This is a genomic window from Burkholderia sp. MBR-1, from assembly GCF_013822785.1.
Lineage (GTDB): Bacteria > Pseudomonadota > Gammaproteobacteria > Burkholderiales > Burkholderiaceae > Burkholderia > Burkholderia vietnamiensis.
The window spans coordinates 2,911,962-2,930,637 of sequence record NZ_CP053609.1; the positions used below are offsets into that span (position 1 = coordinate 2,911,962).

The window sequence follows — 18,676 nt, forward strand, 5'->3', positions numbered from 1 at the left end:
CGCGCCAACGACGCGAAACCAGGTACCATCGCCGGCTGAACCCGCATCGTTGGCGCCGCTCGTCATCGATGCGTCACGGCCGTGTCATCTGTCGATTTCCATGAAGCCTGCCAGCCCGCGTCCACCCCGCCGCATCCTCGCCCGCTTCGTCGCGGTGTCGTGGCGCGACCTCGCGCTGTCGATCGGCCCCACCGTGCTGCTCGCGGCGGCGGCCGTGTGGCTCGCGGTCAAGCTGATCCAGCCCGCGCCGCCGTCCACGCTCGTGATTTCGGCCGGGCCGCCCGGCAGCACGTACTGGAACGCCGCGCAGAAATACAAGGCGATCCTCGCGAAGAACGGCATCACGCTCGACGTCGAAGCGTCCGAGGGCTCCGCGCAGAACCTCGCGCGGCTGTCCGACCCGAACGCACCGGTCGACGTCGGCTTCGTGCAGAGCGGCATCGGTTCGAAGGAACGCGACGAGCAACTGGTATCGCTCGGCAGCATCGGCTACGTGCCGCTCGCGATCATGTATCGCGGCGCGGTGGTCGCGCGCCTGTCCGATTTCAAGGGCAAGCGGCTCGCGCTCGGCCCGCAGGGCAGCGGTGCACGCGAGCTGAGCCTCGCGCTGCTGAAGATGAACGGCATCGTGCCGGGCGGCCCGACCGAGCTGCTGCCGATCGCCGGCGAGGACGCCGCGACCGCGCTGCTCGACGGCAAGATCGACGCCGCGTTCCTGTCCGGCGATTCGACGCAGATCCCGGTGATGTCGAAGCTGTTCCGTGCGCCGGGCGTACACGTGTACTCGTTCACGCAGGCCGAAGCGTACGCGCGCCGCTTCCCGTACCTGACAGCGATCACGCTGCCGATGGGCGTCTACGATCTCGGCCGCAACCTGCCGGCCAGCGACATCCACACGGTCGCGCCGACGATCGAGCTGGTCGCGCGCGACACGCTGCATCCGGCGCTGTCGGACCTGCTGATCGAGGCCGCGCGCGAAGTGCACGGCCACGCGACGATCCTGCAGCACGCCGGCGAATTCCCGTCCGCGATCACGCGCGGCTTCCCGCTGTCCGACGACGCGGCGCGCTACTACAAGTCGGGCAAGAGCTTCCTGTACCGGCGGCTGCCGTTCTGGGTCGCGAGCCTCGTCGACCGGCTGCTGGTGGTCGTGGTGCCGCTGATCGTCGTGCTGATCCCCGGCCTGCGGCTCGTGCCGTCGCTGTACGGCTGGCGCGTGCGCTCGCGGATCTATCGCTGGTACGGCGCGCTGATCGCGCTCGAGCGCCGCGCGCTCGGCGAGCACACGGCCGACGAACGCGTGCACCTGCTCGAGGAGCTCGACGATATCGAGGAAGCCGTGAACCGGATGAAGATGCCGCTCGCGTACGCGGGGCAGTTCTACGTGCTGCGCGAGCACATCGGCTTCGTGCGCGAACGGCTGAGTGCGCACGAGCCCGACGCGCCCGCGCGCATGTCGGACGCGTCGCAGCCGCCCGCGGCCGCCGCGCCGCCGACTGCCGAAACCCCTCGGGCGACTCCGGGTTCCGCGTGAGCGGCCGATCCGCGATCATTACCGCATCCGCGCGCCACCGCGTAACATGAAGGCCGCCGCCAGGCGCGCACGCCCCACCCCTCTGGAGATCGTCATGACAACCGGCCTTGACACCGCCCAACCCGCCTGGTTCTACGACTTCGTGTCGCCGTTCTCCTACCTGCTGCTCGAACAGCACGACAAGTGGCCCGACGTGCCGTTCGAGCCCGTCGCCGTGGCGCTGCCCGACCTGCAGCGCCATTGGGGACAGCGGCCGAGCGCCGACGTGCCGGCCAAGCGCGTGTTCACGTACCGCCACGCGCTGTTTCGCGCCGAGCAGCTCGGCATCCGCTTCAAGATGCCGCCCGCGCATCCGTTCGACACCGACAAGGCGCTGCGCCTCGCGATCGCGATGCGCGCCGACATCGGCACCGTGCTCGAGATGTTCCGTTTCATCTGGCACGACGGCAACGATCCGTCGACGCCCGCGGGATTCGCCGCGCTGTGCGAGCGCGTCGGCGTCGGGCACGGCGACGAGTTGATCGAATTCGAGGAAACGAGCGCGCAGCTGCGCCGCAACACCGACGACGCGATCGCGCTCGGCGTGTTCGGCGTGCCGACCTTCTGGATGAACCAGCAGCTGTTCTGGGGCGAGGATGCACTGCCGATGGTGCTGTACTGCGCACGCACGCCGAACTGGCTCGAGTCGGGCGAGGTCAAGCGGATCAGCACGCTGCCGAAGGGCCGCGCGTGATGCCCGGTATCACGCCCGCGCGCGGGCGGCTGCGGTAAGGTTACGCTTCGCCCGCACAACCCTGCATCGATGGAAGACGACCGCACCGCCTCGCTCGACATCTGGCTCGTGCGCGTATTGCGTACGCTGCTGCTCGAGCGCAGCGTCACGCAGGCCGCGCTGCGGCTGAACCAGACCCAGCCCGCGATCAGCACCGCGCTGCGCAAGCTGCGCGAAACGCTGAACGATCCGATTCTCGTGCGCGGCAAGTCGGGCATGGTGCCGACCGAGTACGGCGCGTCGCTGCTCGGCGCGGCGTCGCGCGCGCTGCGCGAGGTCGACTTCATCGCGACGCCGCACGGCGACTTCGATCCGTCGTCGGCGCGCCGCACGTTCCGCGTCGCCGCGCCCGACTATCTGAACGATTTCTTCATGCCGACGCTGATCGCGCGCTTTCGCGACGCGGCGCCGCATGCACATCTGGAAATCGACTCGCTGAACCCCGCGCTCGATCATGCGGGCGCGCTCGAAACGGGCGCGCTCGATCTCGTGATCGGCAACTGGCCGAAGCCCGACCCGCGCTTCGCGCGCCAGGACCTCTTCTCCGACACGATCGTGTGCCTGATGCGCGCGGCCCATCCGCTCGCACATGAGCCGCTCACGCGCGATGCGTATGCCGCGGCCGCGCACGTCGCGCCGACGCCCTACACCGGCGACAAGCGCAATGCGATCGAGATCGGTCTCGCGCGTGCGCAGCTCACGCGCCGCGTCGTGACGACGCTGCCGTACTTCGGCATCGTGCCGCAGGTGCTGCTGCAGGCGGACCTGATCTTCACGACGACGCGCCGCTTCGCGACGCACTACGCGCAGTTGCTGCCGCTCGTCGTGGTCGAACCGCCCGTGCCGTTTCCGCGTATCAGGAGCTATCTGCTCACGCATCCGCAGCCCGATCGCCCGACCGACATCGCGTGGCTGTGCGCGCTGATGCAAAGCGTGTCCGACGAGCTGACCGCGGCGCGCGTGCGCAAGCGCTGAATCAGCTCACTCGCGTTCCGGTTCGGGGCCGCGCCGGCGTTCAGGCCGTGCAGAAGGTTTCCTGCAGATGCGTCCAGCGCACCGCGCCCGTGGCGTCGCGCCGGAACACGGCGGTCGCGCGCCGTGCGGGCAACGCACCCGACGCCGCGTGCTGCGATTCCAGATAGGTGAGCACCGCATGCGATGCGTCGGCCGCGAGCACGCGAACGTCCGACAGCGCGATGCGCAGCCCCGGCTTCGCGCCGCCCAGCTTCGCGAACAGCGCGTGCGTGCCCGCGTGGTCGAACACGCGGCCGTCGGTCATGATCATCGTGAAATCGGCGGCGAAATCGGCGAGCAGCGCATCGACGGCCGCGGGCTCGGAATCGGCGCCGGACAGCCAGCGCTCGATGGCGACGACGCTCGCGGAAAGTGCATCGAGATAGATCTGCGGATCGGACATGCGGTGTGCAGGGAAAAACGCGCGGCCCGGTGCCGCACGATCTGCGGAGTGTAGACGAATGCGTGCGCGGCTGGCGTCGTTACCGCATGCAACAACCGCTCAGCGCTCCGCTTTCTCCGGCGTTGGGTATCAGCTTTCGAATGGGTTCAGAACGCGTGCGCCCGTTCCGGCGAAATCATCGACGTTCCGCGTCACGACGATCAGGTCGTGGATCAACGCCGTTGCCGCGATCAACTTGTCGAGCGAGTGCTCGGGATGCGGGACGCGCAGGCGTCCCCACAACTGCCCGATCTCTTCGTCCACCGCCAGAATGTTCGACGCAAACTCCCGAAGTACGCCATCGAGCCAGTTTTCAAGGCGCGTCGCCTGGGACTTGTCGCCACGGTGACGGATGATTTCCACACCGCGCCGCAGTTCGCCAACCGTCACCACGGAAAGGTACAGATCGGCATCGTCCTGCGCGGCCTTGCGGAAAAACGCCATCACACCTTTATCTGCTCGCTCCCGCTTCCGTACTTCGCTGATGACGTTGGTATCAACCAAAAACATTCGCTGCCTCGCCGTCATCCACGCGCGCAAAATCGGCATCGGTTCCGACGTTCGGGATACTCATCAACACCTGCGCGAACGTCTTGCGCTGCGGCGCGCGCAGCGCCTTTGCCAGGATCTCTCGATGCTCGGCCTCCGCACTACGCCCGTTGGCTGCGGCCCGCTCGCGCAGGCTTTGGACGAGTTCCTCGTCCACATTTCTCACCAGAAGAGTTGCCATGCTTCACCTCCACATCCGAGTTGATATCAATGCTAGCACTCTTCGCGGAAGCTGCAAGCACTGATCGCCTTTCAGGGTGGCATTCGTCGAATGCCTCAGCACGTGACCGTCACGGCCGCCTTGGAAATAACGGCTCCAACACGGACGGTTTCGGCCGAAGCCGCGGTCAAGCAACGATGACGCTTCCGGAGTGACGGCCTCGGGTGATCCATCCGAACGGATGCGCCCGCATAAATCCAACAGATTGGCCGATCGTGCAAGGCGGCAAAGTCTTCGCACGACGCCAGCACGGCATCGCATGCTCGGCCGTTCAGAGCCGCCGCCGCTTACTCCACACTACCGGCGCTTTCACGATGGTTCGGCGAACGGCGCGCGGGTACCTTCGAGCGCACCTGCAACAACTCCGCGCACACGGCCACCGCGATCGCGCCCGGCGCCTTGTCGACGATGCCGGCCACGCCGATCGGACACACCATCTCCGCGAGCCGCACCGCATCGACGCCGCGCGCGACGAGCCGGCGCTCGAACTTCACGCGCTTGGTACGCGAGCCGATCATGCCGAAATACGCGAAGTCGCGCCGCCGCATGATCTGCGCGGCGAGCGCGAAGTCGAGCGCGTGGTTGTGCGTCATCACGAGGAAGTACGCGCCCGCGGGCGCCGCATCGACCACCGCTTCCGGCGTGTCGGTCGGCTCCGGCTGCACGTTCGGCGGACATTCGTCGGGAAACAGCTCGTCGCGCGTGTCGACCCACTGCACGACGCACGGCAGCGCGCCGAGCAGCGTGACGAGCGCGTGCCCCACGTGCCCCGCGCCGAACAACACGATGTGCATCGGCGGCGGCGCCGCGGTTGCGCGATTGCGCTGGCCGGTGCCGCGCGCGAACGGCGGCAGCGACGGCGCGCTGCCGCACGCGCCGTCGTCGCATTGGACGGCCGGCACCTGCGCCGCGCCGCGCGGCGAACGAGCGCGGCCGTTCATGCCGGCCTCCGCCGGGCCGTCCCGACGACGCCGAGCGCCGGGCGGAAGCCGGCGCAAGAAGCGAGCGTGAAGAGGCGATGCATCATCTCACCCTGCCCGCGCGGCGCTCGCCGCACGCACCGCGTGCACCGCGCGCAGGATCGCCTCGCCGGTCGCCGGCGCGTCGAGCGGCGGGTTCACGCGGTAGTCGCCGACCGCGGCGATCGCGTCGCGCACCGCGAAGAACACCGAGAACGGCAGCAGCAGCGGCGGCTCGCCGACGGCCTTCGAGCGGTGAATGCTGTCCTCGACGTTGCGGTTGCGGAACAGCCGCACGTTGAACTCGGGCGGCGTGTCGTTGACGGTCGGGATCTTGTACGTGGACGGCGCGTGCGTCATCAGCTTGCCGCCCGCGTTCCACCACAGCTCCTCGGTCGTGAGCCAGCCCATCCCCTGGATGAACGCGCCTTCGACCTGGCCGATGTCGAGCGCGGGATTGAGCGACGCGCCGACGTCGTGCAGCGCGTCCACGCGCAGCGTGCGCATTTCGCCCGTCAGCGTGTCGATCACGACCTCCGACACGGCCGCGCCGTACGAGTAGTAGTAGAACGGCCGGCCCTGCAGCTTCGACTGGTCCCAGTACAGCTTCGGCGTCGCGTAGAAGCCGTCGGACCACAGCTGCACGCGCGCCAGATACGCGCTCGCGACCACGTCGGCGAACGGCACGCTGGTCGCGCCGACCCACACCACGTCGTTGCCGAACTTCACGTCGGCCGCCGCGACGCTGCCGTCGCCGAACCGCTTCGCCGCGAACGCCGCGAGCCGCTCGCGCAGCTGGCGCGCGGCATCCTGCGCGGCCTTGCCGTTCAGGTCGGAGCCCGTCGACGCGGCGGTAGCCGACGTGTTCGCCACCTTGCTCGTGTCGGTCGCGGTCACGCGAATCCGGTCGAAGCGGATGCCGAGCTCGTGCGCGACCACCTGCGCGACCTTCGTGTTGAGCCCCTGCCCCATCTCCGTGCCGCCGTGGTTCACGAGCACCGAGCCGTCGGTGTAGATGTGCACCAGCGCGCCGGCCTGGTTGAAATGCGTGACGTTGAACGCGATGCCGAACTTCACCGGCGTGAGCGCGATGCCCTTCTTCAGCACCGCGTTGCGCGCGTTGAATTCCCTGACGGCCGCGCGGCGCGCGCGATAGCCGCTCGTCGTCTCGAGCTCGCCGAGCAGTTCGTGCAGCACGTTGTCCTCGACGGTCTGCCCGTACGGCGTCACGTTGCGCTCGGTCTTGCCGTACAGGTTCGCGTAGCGCACGTCGAGCGGATCGCGGCCGAGCGCGCGCGCGATGTCGTCGAGGATGTACTCGATCGCGAACGCGCCCTGCGGGCCGCCGAAGCCGCGGAACGCGGTGTTCGACTGCGTGTTGGTCTTGCCGCAGTAGCCGGCGATGGCCACGTCGCCGAGCCAGTACGCGTTGTCGAAGTGGCACACCGCGCGCGTCATCACCGGGCCCGACAGGTCGGCCGAGAAGCCGCAGCGCGACGTCATGTCGAGCGCGACGCCGTCGATGCGGCCGTCGTCGTCGTAGCCGACGTCGAAGCGGTAATGAAAGTCGTGCCGCTTGCCGGTGATCATCATGTCGTCGTCGCGATCGGGACGCAGCTTCACCGGGCACAGCAGCTTCCATGCGGCGAGCGCGGCGCAGCACGCGAACAGGCCCGACTGCGATTCCTTGCCGCCGAACCCGCCGCCCATCCGGCGGCATTCGACCAGCACGTCGTGCGACGCGACGCCGAGCACGTGCGCGACCAGGTGCTGCATCTCGCTCGGATGCTGCGTCGAGCAGTACACGTGCATGCCGTCGTCGTCCTTCGGCACCGCGTAGGCGATCTGCCCTTCCAGATAGAACTGCTCCTGCCCGCCGAGATACATCTCGCCGGACTCGCGATGCGCGGCCGCCGCGAGCCGCGCGGGCGCGTCGCCGCGCGCGAGCTTCAGCGGCGGGATGACGTACGACTCGGCGTTGCGCGCGTCCTGCGCGGTGAGGATCGCGGGCAGCTCTTCGTAGTCGACCTGCGCGCGGCGCGCGGCGAGCCGCGCGATGTCGTGCGACGTGGCGACGACGATGAACATCGGCTGGCCGACGAACTGCACGACGCCGTCGGCGAGCACCGGGTCGTCGTGGACGATCGGCCCGCAGTCGTTGACGCCCGGAATGTCGGCGGCCGTGAACACGGCGACGACGCCGGGCGTCGCGCGCACCGCGTCGAAGTTCATCGACACGATCTTCGCGTGCGGCTTCGCGGACAGGCCGAGCGCCGCGTGCAGCGTGCCGGCGACGAGCGGGATGTCGTCGGTGTAAGTGGCGCGGCCGCTCACGTGCAGGTGCGCGGATTCGTGCACGCGCGACACGTGGACCTGCGCGCCGTCGGTCTGCGCATCGAGCGCGGTCAGGAACGGTTCTGCTTGCTGGTTCATGTTCGGGGTTCTCCGTCTTCAGACGCGCGCCGCGCCATCGGCCGCTTCGGCGCCGGTTTCGGCGGCCACTTCGCGCACGTTCAACGCGTGCGCCGGCAGCGGGTCGTGCATCCGCGTCTCGAGCCAGAACCGGTACAGCAGGTTCTTCGCGGCATCGACGCGATAGGCGCTGGTCGCGCGCATATCGGTGAGCGGCTGGTAGTCGCGCTCCAGCGCCTGCATCGCGGCCTGCGCGGTGGCTTCGTGCCACGGCGCGCCGTCGAGCACCGCCTCCGTGTGCGGCGCGCGCTTCGGCGTCGCGGCCATCCCGCCGAATGCGATGCGCGGCTCGCGGATCGTGTCGCTGTCCGCGATGAACGCGAACGCCGCGCACACCGCCGAAATGTCGGAGTCGAACCGCTTCGACAGCTTGTAGGTGCGGAACTGCAGCGCCGCGCGCGCGCCGCTGCGGGTCGGCACCTTCAGCGCGACGACGAATTCGTGCGGCGCCATGTCCTTCTGCTGATAGCCGGTGTACAGCGCGTCGAGCGGCAGCTCGCGCACGGTGTCGCCGCCGCGCAGCACGACGCGCGCGCCGAGCGCGATCAGCCCCGGCATCGAGTCGCCGATCGGCGAGCCGTTCGCGACGTTGCCGCCGAGCGTGCCCGCGTTGCGGATCGGCAGCGACGCGAAGCGCTTCCACATTTCGGTCAGCTCCGGATACGTGCCGGCGAGCGCCGCGTACGCGCGCTCGACCGTCACGCCCGCGCCGATCTCGATCCAGTCGTCGCCGTGCACGATCCGCTGCAGCTCGGCGACCTGGCCGACGTAGATCAGGTCGTCGAGGCGACGCATCTGCTTGGTCACCCACAGGCCGATGTCGGTGCTGCCGGCCAACAGCCGCGCGTCGGGGCGCTCGGCCTTCAGCGCGGCCAGCGCGTCGAGCGTGCGCGGCGCGGCGAAGCGCGCGCCGTCGGCGGCCGCGTATTCGAACGTGCGCTCGCGCCGCAGCGACGCCAGCGTGCGCGCGAGCGCGGCCGCGTCGACCGGCGAGTCCTGCGCCGGCGTGCGTTCGCCGCTCGCGTCGAACATCCGCACCGCCGCGTCGATGATCGGCCGGTAGCCGGTGCAGCGGCACAGGTTGCCGGTCAGCGCATCGGCGATCTCGGTGCGGGACGGCACGCTCGGCACGCCGGCGACGCTCTGCACGCACGATGCGTTCGAAGCTGCGCTGCCGCAGCGCTCATGGCCGTGCTGCTCGTACAGCGCCCACATCGACATCACGAAGCCCGGCGTGCAGAAACCGCATTGCGACCCGTGGCAATCGACCATCGCCTGCTGCACCGGATGCAGCGAGCCGTCCGGCCGGCGCAGGTCCTCGACCGTGAGCAGCGCCTTGCCGTCGAGCGTCGGCAGGAACTGGATGCACGCGTTGACGGCCTTGAACGCCACCGCGCCTGCGTCGGTCAGCTCGCCGACGACGACCGTGCACGCGCCGCAGTCGCCTTCCGCGCAGCCTTCCTTGGTGCCGGTGCAGCGCGCATCCTCGCGCAGATACTGCAGCACGGTGCGGGTGACGTCCGCGCCGCTGACTTCGCGGACCGCGTGACGATGGTAGAAGCGGATCGGCTCACTCATGTCTCAATCGTTGTTCAAGTGGGGGCAAGGCGGCCGGCGCGGCGCGCACGACCGACGTTTCTCTGACAGTTTGCACGCTATCACCGTCAAATTTCGCAACCCATAGCCGAACGCGCATGCGGCTCATATCACGGCCGCGATATGCGGGCGGCGGGCCGCCAGCTGTGCAGCATGCGCGTGGCGCTGGCTGTTTTCGCCGGGCCCATTGCAGCGCTAAAACGGGTCACGATTAACTAAGTAGTACCTGCGGGAAAACCGGTTCCATGGGAAAATCCGGATTCCCTTGTTTGGCTGCATCTGCCTCGATCGTCGTCGCGCTTCGTTCATCTAATCCGACCCCATGTCCACCGATTCCGCCACACCGCCGCGCAGCGGGCTCGCCGTCACGCTGCAAATCGTATCCGTCGTCTGCTTCACGTTCGTCTGCTATCTGACCATCGGGCTGCCGCTCGCGGTGCTGCCGGGCTTCGTCCACGACGATCTCGGCTATTCCGCGATCGTCGCGGGCGCCGCGATCAGCGTCCAGTATTTCGCGACGCTCGCGTCGCGTCCGCTCGCCGGGCGCTTCGCGGATACGCTGGGGCCGAAGCAGACGGTGCTGCGCGGGCTGATCGGCTGCGGCGTGTCGGGCGTGCTGCTGCTGGTGGCGCTGCTGCTCGCGCGCTGGCCGGCCGCGAGCCTCGTGCTGCTGATCGGCAGCCGGCTCGTGCTCGGCGTCGGCGAAAGCCTGTGCGGCACCGGCGCGATCCTGTGGGGCATCGGCCGGGTCGGCATCGCGCACAACGCGAAGGTGATCTCGTGGAACGGCATCGCGACCTACGGCGCGCTCGCGCTCGGCGCGCCGGTCGGCGTCGCGATCGCGCACGCGCTCAATCCGGCGTTGATCGGCGTGCTCGTGATCGCCCTCGCGGCGGCCGGCTTCTATCTGGCCCGCCTGATCGACGCCGTGCCGCTCGTGCACGGCGAACGGATGTCGTACGCGAGCGTGTTCACGCGCGTGCTGCCGCACGGCCTCGGTCTCGCGCTCGGTTCGGCCGGCTTCGGCTCGATCGCGACCTTCGTCACGCTCTACTACGCGGCGCGCCATTGGCCCAACGCGGCGCTGTCGTTGACCGTGTTCGGCACGCTGTTCATCGGCGCGCGCCTGCTGTTCGCGAACATGATCAAGACTTACGGCGGCTTCCGCGTCGCGATCGTGTCGTTCGCGTTCGAATCCTCGGGCCTCCTGCTGCTGTGGCTCGCGCCGGTGCCGCACGTCGCGCTCGTCGGTGCCGCGCTCACCGGGTTCGGCTTCGCGCTGATCTTCCCGGCGCTCGGCGTGGAGGCCGTCGCGCTGGTGCCGCCGGCGAGCCGCGGCGCGGCGCTGTCCGCGTATTCGGTGTTCCTCGACCTGTCGCTCGGGATCACCGGCCCGCTCGCCGGCTACATTGCCGGCGCATTCGGTTATCCGCAGGTGTTCCTGTTCGCTGCGGCGGCCGCGGCAGCGGGCGTCGCGCTGTCGATGGTGCTGTATCAGCGGCAGGCGCGCGTGGCGGGGAGCGGCGCGGCGGCTTGAGGGGTGGTACGGCGGGCGGCTGTCGAGCTAGCTGGTGGGCAGTTGGCCCGGCGTCCGGCGACTAGCCGCCGGGGCTGGGCCAACGGCGGCAGTCGGGTCGTGGGGCTTTTGGGCTTTTGGGCTTTTGGGCTTTTGGGCTTTTGGGCTTTTGGGCTTTTGGGCTTTTGGGCTCTCGGGCTCTCGGGCTCTCGGGCTCTCGGGCTCTCGGGCTCTCGGGCTCTCGGGCTCTCGGGCCATCAGGCTGTACGGCTTTCGGGCTAACGGCCCATCAGGCCGTCATCGGGCTGGCGGCCCGACAGGCCAACAGGCCGACCCCATCTGCATGCCGAGCAACCATCTTCCGCCCACGGCGCGAACCAGTCCTCAACCCGCTTCGCGCGGGGCGCCTTTCATTCAGCGCAGCCGTCACGCGGTGCGCAGGAACAGCCGGCGCGTCAGATCGAACGCGACCAAATTGCCGGCCACCACGAGCAGCAGCCCCACCACGGCGAGCGGCGACCACTGATAACCCTCGAATACCGTCGACACGGCCAGCGCGACGATCGGGAACAGCACCGTGCAGTACGCGGCGCGCTCCGGCCCGATCCGGCCGACCAGCGTCAGGTACGCGGTGAAGCCGATCACCGAGCCCGGCACGGCCAGGTAGACGAGCGCGCCGAGATAGCGCGGGCTCGGATCGAGCGCGAACGGCAATCCGGCCGCGGCGCTGCCGACCGTCAGGATCGCCGCGCCGATCAGCATCGCCCAGCCGTTGGTCGCGAGCGGGTGCAGCCCCATCGCCTGCATCCGGCTCGACAGCAGGTTGCCGGCCGAGAAGCACATCGTGCCCGCGAACGCGATCGCCAGACCGATCCACGTCGCGTGGTCGTCCAGATGCCCGGCCATCTGCTGCCAAAACAGGCATGCGATGCCGGTCAGCCCGAGCAGCGCGCCGGCGATCGCGGACGGCCGCAACGGCCGCCCCATGAAGAGGCGCCCGTTGATCGAATTCAGCAGCGGCGCGGTCGAGAAGATCACCGCGACGAGTCCGCTCGGCACGACCTGCTCCGAATAGTAGAAGCACAGGAAATTCAGGCAGAACAACGCGACGCCCTGCGCGACGAGATAACGCCACGCTTCGCGCGGCGGACGCACCGGCCGGCGCATCAGGCGCAGCAGCGCGAACAGCACGGCGGCGGCGAGCCAGAAGCGCCATGCGATCGACACGGGCGGCGGCACGGCACCCAGCTGCCATTTGATCGCGATCCAGGTGGTGCCCCAGATCAGCACGGTGATGAAGTAAAGCGACAGATTCATGGCGGCAACGCAGCGGAACGAGTGGAACGGATTCCGACTATGCGGCCGCGCCGCGCGCATGCATTGTCCGGATTTGCGGTCTTTTTCGCTCCGGCGCACGGCACGCGGTGCGCGCGCTTATACTCGTCGCACCATGAGTTCGCCCCTGTACGCTCCGCCCGTCGACCACGCCGCCGCCCTCGCGGGCGACACGATGCCGTTCGGGCTGCAGTCGGTGTGCCGCACGCTCGCCGATGCGAACGCGACGCTCGAGCGCTTCACGTGGCTCGGCGACCACCTCGCGATCGCCGAATGGACGCGCATCACCGACGAAAGCGAGACGGTCTACGAACAGCCCGGCCACCACACGCTGTCGTGCTATCTCGACGGCGGCTACCGGACCGAGCGCGAGCGCGTGCCGCGCTACGGCGCACCGAGCCTGCTGTGCACGCTGCCGGGCGACCATGAATCGCGCTGGTGGGTGCGCGGCGAGATGCACTTCATCCACCTGTACTTTCTGCCCGAGCACTTCACGCAGCGCGCGATCCGCGAGCTCGACCGCGAACCGCGCGAACTGAAACTCGCCGACCGCACCTATTTCGAGGATGCGCGCGTCGCCGCGCAGTTCCGTTCGCTCGCCCTGGAGCGCTGGGACGATGCGGACGGGCGACTGCGCGTGAACGAGGCCGCGCACGACGTGCTGAGCCTGCTGTTGCGCGGCCAGGGCGCCGCGCGCGCCGACGCGCCGTTGCGCGGCGGCCTGGCGCCCGCCGTGCGCCGGCGCGTGCGCGACTATATCGACAGCTACCTGTCGCAGCCGCTCACGCTCGGCGAACTCGCGAACGTCGCCGCGCTGTCCGAATATCACTTTTCGCGGATGTTCCGGCTGTCGTTCGGCCGCGCGCCGCACGCCTGGGTGGCCGAGCAGCGGCTGGCCCGCGCGCGCCTGCTGCTGCGCACGACGGCGCTGCCGCTCGCGCAGGTCGCCGCCGAGTGCGGCTACGCGAACGCCGCCCATTTCAGCCACCGCTTTCGCGACGCGCACGGGACGACGCCGAACGCGTACCGGCGCGCGATGCGGGGCGGCTGAGCGCCGCGCTCGGCGCCGCGCCGCCGGCCGCGCTTACGTGCCGCGCCGCGACAGTTCCTGCTCGAGCGCGGCAACGCCTGCGGGCAGGTCGACCGGCACCTTCAGATCGACCATCGTCCGGCCGAACGCATGCAGCGTGCGGAACAGGTTGTGTTCGCGGCACTGCTCGCCCATCTGGCCGATCCGCACGATCGGCAAGCCGAACGAGCCGGAGATCTCGACCTGATATTGCTTCGAGATGTGGCCGCAGACCATTCCGGGCGTGAGCCCGGCCGGCGTCTCGATGCCGACCACCGAATTGAGACGGCATTCCTTCGGCGTGTAGAGTTCGAGGCCCATCGCCTCGATGCCGGCCTGCAGCGCCAGCGTGCAGCGCAGATGGCGCGCGAAACGGCTTTCGAGCGTTTCCGCGCACACGAGGCGCAGCGCCTCGTGCAGCGCGAGCACGCCCGACACCGGCGCGGTGTAGTGGTAGCCCGCGTTGTGCCAGAAGTTTTCCGCGAGCGCCATGTCGAGGCACCAGTGCGCGTTCGGTTCCGGACGCTGCTTCATCCGGTCCCACGCGGCGTCGGAGAACGCGATCAGCGACACGCCGGGAATCGACGACAGCCCCTTCTGGCCGCCCGTGATGACCGCGTCGATGCCCCATGCGTCCATCTCGAGCGGCATCGTCGACAGCGTGCACACCGCGTCGACGACCACCAGCGCGCCGGCCGCCTTCGCGAGCGCCGCGATCTCGCGCAGGTCGCGGTTCCACACGGTGTTCGACGTCTCGCCCTGCACGATCGTGACGATCTCGGGGCGTTCGCGCGCGATCGCGTCGGCGATCTCGTCGAGGCTCGCGACCGAGCGGTCGGCCACTTCGAGCGTCGCGACGTCGGCGCCGACGCGCGTGGCCATCTCGGCCATGCGCGCGCTGAAGAAGCCGTTGCGGATCGACAGCACGCGCGTGCCGCGCCAGGCGAGGTTGGAAATCGCCATTTCCATCGCGGCGGAGCCGGGGCCGGCGACGCCGAGCACCCACTTCGTGCGGGTCTGGAACACGTAGCGCGCCATCTCCTTCACCTGCTCGATGATCTTCGCCATCGTCGCGCCGAGGTGATTGATCACGATCGTGTTCGCCTTCGCGACCGCGGCCGGGATCGGCACCGGGCCGGCGCCCATCATCAGCAGCGGTTCTTCGGGCAGGATCGCGTCGAGCGGCACGACGACGGGACAGGGAATCGGCGAATGGTCGAGGGACATGGCTGGCAAAAAAGATGAAGAAAGACGCTCGAGCGTCGCCCGCCACAGGGCATGGCGGATCGATCGATGATTCCGTGTTCCGCGCCCGCGCGCAAGAGGCGCGCGCGGCCGGACGGCGCGACGCTGGCCCGGTCGGACGACCGGGCCAGCCGGCCGCGCATCGCGAGCGAGCACGCCGGCAGCCCCGCCGCGGCCGGTACAGGCGATTTTCCCGGCCATATTGCGGCGCGTGCGGATGCGCCCGCTTCAGTAATAGACGACCCAATTAGTCGGAAATACGCCGCATCAGGATAAAAACCGCGCGGACCGAATGGATCCACCAAATGCCGATACGCCGAAAAAACATCGATTATCGCAGCATCTATTAGTGACAGAGTTCGAAAATTACCGCTGCGAAGCATCGAACAAAACACATAACGCGTTGATTTTACTGAGCAACATTCAGATACCGAACTACCGGTTTCAATACTGCCGGGAAACCAACGAGACCGCCGCATAAATCCGATAGCCGCGATTTCGATTTTCCGCAACCCGCCCATTTTCTCAGGTTGACGGATATCGCCTCCGTAATGAACAATCGTCTGCGGAATCGAGAGCCGCTTTTTCGATACGAACGAAAATCGGACGACGCACACCGGCAATCCCGGTCGCGCGACGAAAAATTCCAAGCAAAATCAATCCACCGGGCCAGAAATACGCGAGACATGAACCAGATTCAGACCATGCGAGTGTTCGTCTGCGTTGCCGAGCAGCAGAGTTTCCGGCGCGCGGCGCACCATCTAGGCGTGTCCAATGCACTCGTCACGCGTTCGATCGCGATGCTCGAGTCCCATCTGAACACGCGGTTGATCCACCGCACCACGCGCAACCTGTCGTTGACCGAAGCCGGGCTGCGCTACCTCGACGGCTGCCGTGCGCTGCTCGAGGAGTTCGATCATCTCGAGGCGTCCGTCGCGCACGCGGTGCGCGAGCCGGCCGGCACGCTGCGCGTCGTCGCGTCGGGTCTGCTGTCGCCGCTCACGCTGACGCCGCTCGTCAGCGGTTTCCGGCACCGCTATCCCGAACTGCGCGTGCAGCTGACCGTCGCCGACGGGCCGCTCGACGTGCTCGATTCGGGCTACGACGTCGGCATCGTCACCGGCGACCGGCTCGACGGCAATCCGACGCTGATCGGTCACACCCTCGCGCCGAACCCGTTCGTCGCGTGCGCGGCGCCCGCGTATCTGGAACGGCGCGGCGAGCCGCGCGCGCCCGACGACCTGCCCGGTCACGACTGGGTCGCGCTCGCGCCGCATCAGCATGCGCCCGCGTGGCGGCTGGTCGGCCACGACGGCGCCGCGCATTCGGTCACGGTGCGCCCGGCGTGCACCGTCAACCAGCTCGCGCTCGTGCACGCGGCGGCCCTCGCCGGCTCGGGCATCGCGGTGCTGCCCGAGTCGTGCGTCGCCGACGCGCTCGCCGCCGGCACGCTGGTGCGGCTGCTGCCCGGCTATCGGATCGACGATCCGGATGCGCAGCTGTCGCTCGTCTATCCGAATCGCCAGTACGTGCCGGCCCGCACGCGCAGCTTCGTCGAACATGCGCTCGAGCATTTCGGGCAGCAGGCGGCGCAGGAGCGCTCCGAATACGGCTTCCTGCGCACCCCCGAGCGCGCCGATCTCGTCGCTGGGCGGCCGGCTGGCCTGCAGTAAACTGCACGCGTCAGCCATCGGAGGTGCAGCGTGCGTGTGATCCTGTTCAGCAGCCGGCAGTACGACGAAGAGTCGTTTACCGCCGCAAACCGCCAGTTCGGCTATCGGCTGCACTTTCAGCCGTCACACCTCGATGCGGAGACCGCGATCCTCGCGCACGGTTACGACGTCGTCTGTCCGTTCGTCAACGACACCGTCGATGCGGCGGTGCTGCAGCGGCTCGCTGACGGCGGCACGCGCCTGATCGCGCTGCGCTCGGCCGGCTTCAACCACGTCGACCTCGCGGCTGCCGAGCGGCTCGGCATCGCGGTCGTGCGCGTGCCCGCATATTCGCCGCACGCGGTCGCCGAGCACGCGGTCGCGCTGATCCTCGCGCTCAACCGCCGGCTGCCGCGCGCCGTTGCGCGCACGCGCGAGGGGGACTTCTCGCTGAACGGGCTGCTCGGCTTCGACCTGCACGGCAAGACCGTCGGCGTGGTCGGCACGGGGCTGATCGGCAGCGTGTTCGCCAAGATCATGATGGGCTTCGGGATGCGCGTGCTCGCGCATTCGCTGCCGCCTCACGACGACGAGCTGATCGCGTTCGGCGCGCGCTACGTCGAACTCGACGAGCTGCTGCATCAATCGGACATCGTGAGCCTGCATTGCCCGCTGCTGCCGTCGACGCATCATCTGATCAACGCGCAGACGCTCGCGCGCATGAAGCACGGCGCGATGCTGATCAATACCGGGCGCGGCGGGCTGGTCGATGCGCAGGCGCTGGTCGAGGCGCTCAAGAGCGGCCAGCTCGGTCATCTCGGGCTCGACGTGTACGAGGAGGAAAGCGGCCTGTTCTTCGAGGATCACTCGGACCTGCCGCTGCAGGACGACGTGCTCGCGCGGCTGCTGACCTTCCCGAACGTGATCGTCACGTCGCATCAGGCGTTCTTCACGCGCGAGGCGCTCGCCGAGATCGCACATACGACGCTGCTGAACATCGACGCATGGCGCGCGGGCGCGCCGACCAACGTCGTCACTGGCGGGCGCTGAAGCGCGGGGTTGGCTTTCGGCTTGCGGCGTTCCGCGTGCCTCCGCTCCACACCCACCGCACCGGCATCGCGCCGACCCATTCATTCGCCTGATGTAACGCGCGGCGCCCGCGCTCTGCTATCGTTGCGCCGACTTCCCTTTGCTTCCGCTCCCCCATGCGTTTCGACGACTCCGCCATCGCTGCGGTCTACCGGGCCATTTTCGAACGGCGCGACATGCGTCACTTCACGTCGGCGCCCGTCGATCCGGCCACGCTCGCGCGACTGCTGCGCGCGGCCCATCACGCGCCGAGCGTCGGCTTCATGCAGCCGTGGCGCTTCATCCGCATCACCGACGCCGCGCTGCGCACCGCGATTCACGGGCTGGTCGAGGCCGAGCGCCGCGCGACCGCCGACGCGCTCGGCGAGCGCCAGGACGAGTTCATGCGGCTGAAAGTCGAAGGCGTGCGCGAATGCGGCGAATTGCTGGTCGTCGCGCTCACCGACGATCGCGAGCGCCACGTGTTCGGCCGCCGCACGCTGCCGGAGATGGATCTCGCGTCCGCCGCCTGCGCGATCCAGAACATGTGGCTCGCCGCCCGTGCGGAGGGGCTGGGCATGGGCTGGGTGTCGCTGTTCGAGGTCGACGCGCTGCGCACGCTCCTCGGCATGCCGGCCGGCGCGCAGCCGATCGCGGTGCTGTGCATCGGGCACGTCGACGCGTTCTACGCGCAGCCGATGCTCGAGCAGCAACGCTGGGCCGCGCGGATGCCGATCGAAGCGTGCCTGTTCGAAAACACTTGGGACGCACCGGCGCAGGCGAACCCCAGCGCCGAATCGACGCCGACCCGCGACGGCGCGGCAACGCTGGAGCACGCCGCCGACGCGCCGCCGGACATGCTGCGCGGGCAATGACCACCGCTCCGGCGTGGGCGCCGAGCGCGGCGGCGCCGGGCATCGCTACATCGCTACATCGGGCTGCGCCGCTGCGATCGCACCCGTCGAAGTCCCGCCACCGTGGCGGTGCGTCAGCTCCGCCGGACATGTCGCGCGAGCAATGATCGCCCTACCGGCGTGGGCACCGAGCGCAGCGGCGTCGGGCATTGCGGAAGTGCGACGTCTTCCGGCGCCGCCGCAATCGCGCCCATCGAAATCCCCACCGTAGCGTGACGTCGGCCGCCCCAGCATGGCCCGCGAAACAATACGTTCCGGCCCCGAGCGTCCGGGTTTTCTCTCACGTAGAATCGCGGCTGACGTCCCCGCCCAGCCATCG

General features: G+C 68.9%; 16 protein-coding genes. 8 read left to right on the plus strand and 8 right to left on the minus strand.

The features are described from left to right. The first annotated feature begins 100 nt into the window (after window positions 1-100). The 3 genes from MBR110_RS13455 (at window position 101) to MBR110_RS13465 (ending at window position 3,281) form a co-directional block, all read left to right on the plus strand. Window positions 101-1,534, plus strand: coding sequence for a TAXI family TRAP transporter solute-binding subunit (locus MBR110_RS13455; protein WP_011883471.1), 1,434 nt, complete (start codon window positions 101-103; stop codon window positions 1,532-1,534). A gap of 94 nt (window positions 1,535-1,628) precedes the next feature. Beyond that, window positions 1,629-2,267, plus strand: coding sequence for a 2-hydroxychromene-2-carboxylate isomerase (locus MBR110_RS13460; RefSeq protein ID WP_011883469.1), 639 nt, complete (start codon window positions 1,629-1,631; stop codon window positions 2,265-2,267). A gap of 69 nt (window positions 2,268-2,336) precedes the next feature. Then, window positions 2,337-3,281, plus strand: a complete 945-nt coding sequence (locus MBR110_RS13465; RefSeq protein WP_059454482.1) for a LysR family transcriptional regulator — start codon at window positions 2,337-2,339, stop codon at window positions 3,279-3,281. A gap of 40 nt (window positions 3,282-3,321) precedes the next feature. On the opposite strand, the gene MBR110_RS13470 is transcribed toward MBR110_RS13465, so the two are convergent. From MBR110_RS13470 to xdhA, 6 genes are all read right to left on the minus strand, one after another. Beyond that, window positions 3,322-3,723, minus strand: a complete 402-nt coding sequence (locus MBR110_RS13470; protein WP_011883465.1) for a polyketide cyclase — start codon at window positions 3,721-3,723, stop codon at window positions 3,322-3,324. Between the two features lie 129 nt (window positions 3,724-3,852). Further along, window positions 3,853-4,272: a type II toxin-antitoxin system VapC family toxin gene (locus tag MBR110_RS13475; protein ID WP_011883463.1), complete on the minus strand. Its 420-nt coding sequence runs from the start codon at window positions 4,270-4,272 to the stop codon at window positions 3,853-3,855. Further along, window positions 4,259-4,492 (minus strand): FitA-like ribbon-helix-helix domain-containing protein, encoded by a 234-nt coding sequence (locus MBR110_RS13480; protein WP_011883461.1) that lies wholly within the window; start codon window positions 4,490-4,492, stop codon window positions 4,259-4,261. Before MBR110_RS13480 ends, MBR110_RS13475 begins: the two co-directional genes overlap by 14 nt. Before the next feature lie 326 nt (window positions 4,493-4,818). Further along, window positions 4,819-5,472 carry a xanthine dehydrogenase accessory protein XdhC gene (gene xdhC, locus MBR110_RS13485; protein WP_059735734.1) on the minus strand — a complete coding sequence of 218 codons (654 nt, stop codon included), beginning with the start codon at window positions 5,470-5,472 and terminating at the stop codon, window positions 4,819-4,821. Window positions 5,473-5,559: 87 nt separating this feature from the next. Next, window positions 5,560-7,923 carry a xanthine dehydrogenase molybdopterin binding subunit gene (xdhB, locus tag MBR110_RS13490; protein ID WP_011883458.1) on the minus strand — a complete coding sequence of 788 codons (2,364 nt, stop codon included), beginning with the start codon at window positions 7,921-7,923 and terminating at the stop codon, window positions 5,560-5,562. 18 nt (window positions 7,924-7,941) lie between these two features. Then, window positions 7,942-9,540: a xanthine dehydrogenase small subunit gene (xdhA, locus tag MBR110_RS13495; RefSeq protein WP_181709091.1), complete on the minus strand. Its 1,599-nt coding sequence runs from the start codon at window positions 9,538-9,540 to the stop codon at window positions 7,942-7,944. Window positions 9,541-9,880: 340 nt separating this feature from the next. Here xdhA and MBR110_RS13500 point away from each other — a divergent pair, with 340 nt between their 5' ends. After that, window positions 9,881-11,095, plus strand: coding sequence for an MFS transporter (locus MBR110_RS13500; RefSeq protein ID WP_011883456.1), 1,215 nt, complete (start codon window positions 9,881-9,883; stop codon window positions 11,093-11,095). 405 nt (window positions 11,096-11,500) lie between these two features. On the opposite strand, the gene MBR110_RS13505 is transcribed toward MBR110_RS13500, so the two are convergent. After that, window positions 11,501-12,391, minus strand: coding sequence for a DMT family transporter (locus MBR110_RS13505; protein WP_059669211.1), 891 nt, complete (start codon window positions 12,389-12,391; stop codon window positions 11,501-11,503). 133 nt (window positions 12,392-12,524) lie between these two features. Between MBR110_RS13505 and MBR110_RS13510 the strand changes: the two genes are divergently transcribed. Continuing rightward, entirely contained in the window at window positions 12,525-13,460 is a 936-nt protein-coding gene (locus tag MBR110_RS13510) for a helix-turn-helix domain-containing protein (RefSeq protein ID WP_034194478.1), read from the plus strand. A gap of 33 nt (window positions 13,461-13,493) precedes the next feature. Here MBR110_RS13510 and MBR110_RS13515 read toward each other — a convergent pair whose 3' ends face one another. Beyond that, entirely contained in the window at window positions 13,494-14,705 is a 1,212-nt protein-coding gene (locus MBR110_RS13515) for a pyridoxal-phosphate-dependent aminotransferase family protein (RefSeq protein ID WP_046426252.1), read from the minus strand. Between the two features lie 704 nt (window positions 14,706-15,409). Here MBR110_RS13515 and MBR110_RS13520 point away from each other — a divergent pair. From MBR110_RS13520 to bluB, 3 genes are all read left to right on the plus strand, one after another. After that, window positions 15,410-16,396 (plus strand): LysR family transcriptional regulator, encoded by a 987-nt coding sequence (locus MBR110_RS13520; RefSeq protein ID WP_011883449.1) that lies wholly within the window; start codon window positions 15,410-15,412, stop codon window positions 16,394-16,396. Window positions 16,397-16,426: 30 nt separating this feature from the next. After that, window positions 16,427-17,425, plus strand: coding sequence for a 2-hydroxyacid dehydrogenase (locus tag MBR110_RS13525; protein WP_014722522.1), 999 nt, complete (start codon window positions 16,427-16,429; stop codon window positions 17,423-17,425). Window positions 17,426-17,580: 155 nt separating this feature from the next. After that, window positions 17,581-18,318, plus strand: a complete 738-nt coding sequence (gene bluB, locus MBR110_RS13530; RefSeq protein ID WP_046426247.1) for a 5,6-dimethylbenzimidazole synthase — start codon at window positions 17,581-17,583, stop codon at window positions 18,316-18,318. Window positions 18,319-18,676: the final 358 nt, after the last annotated feature.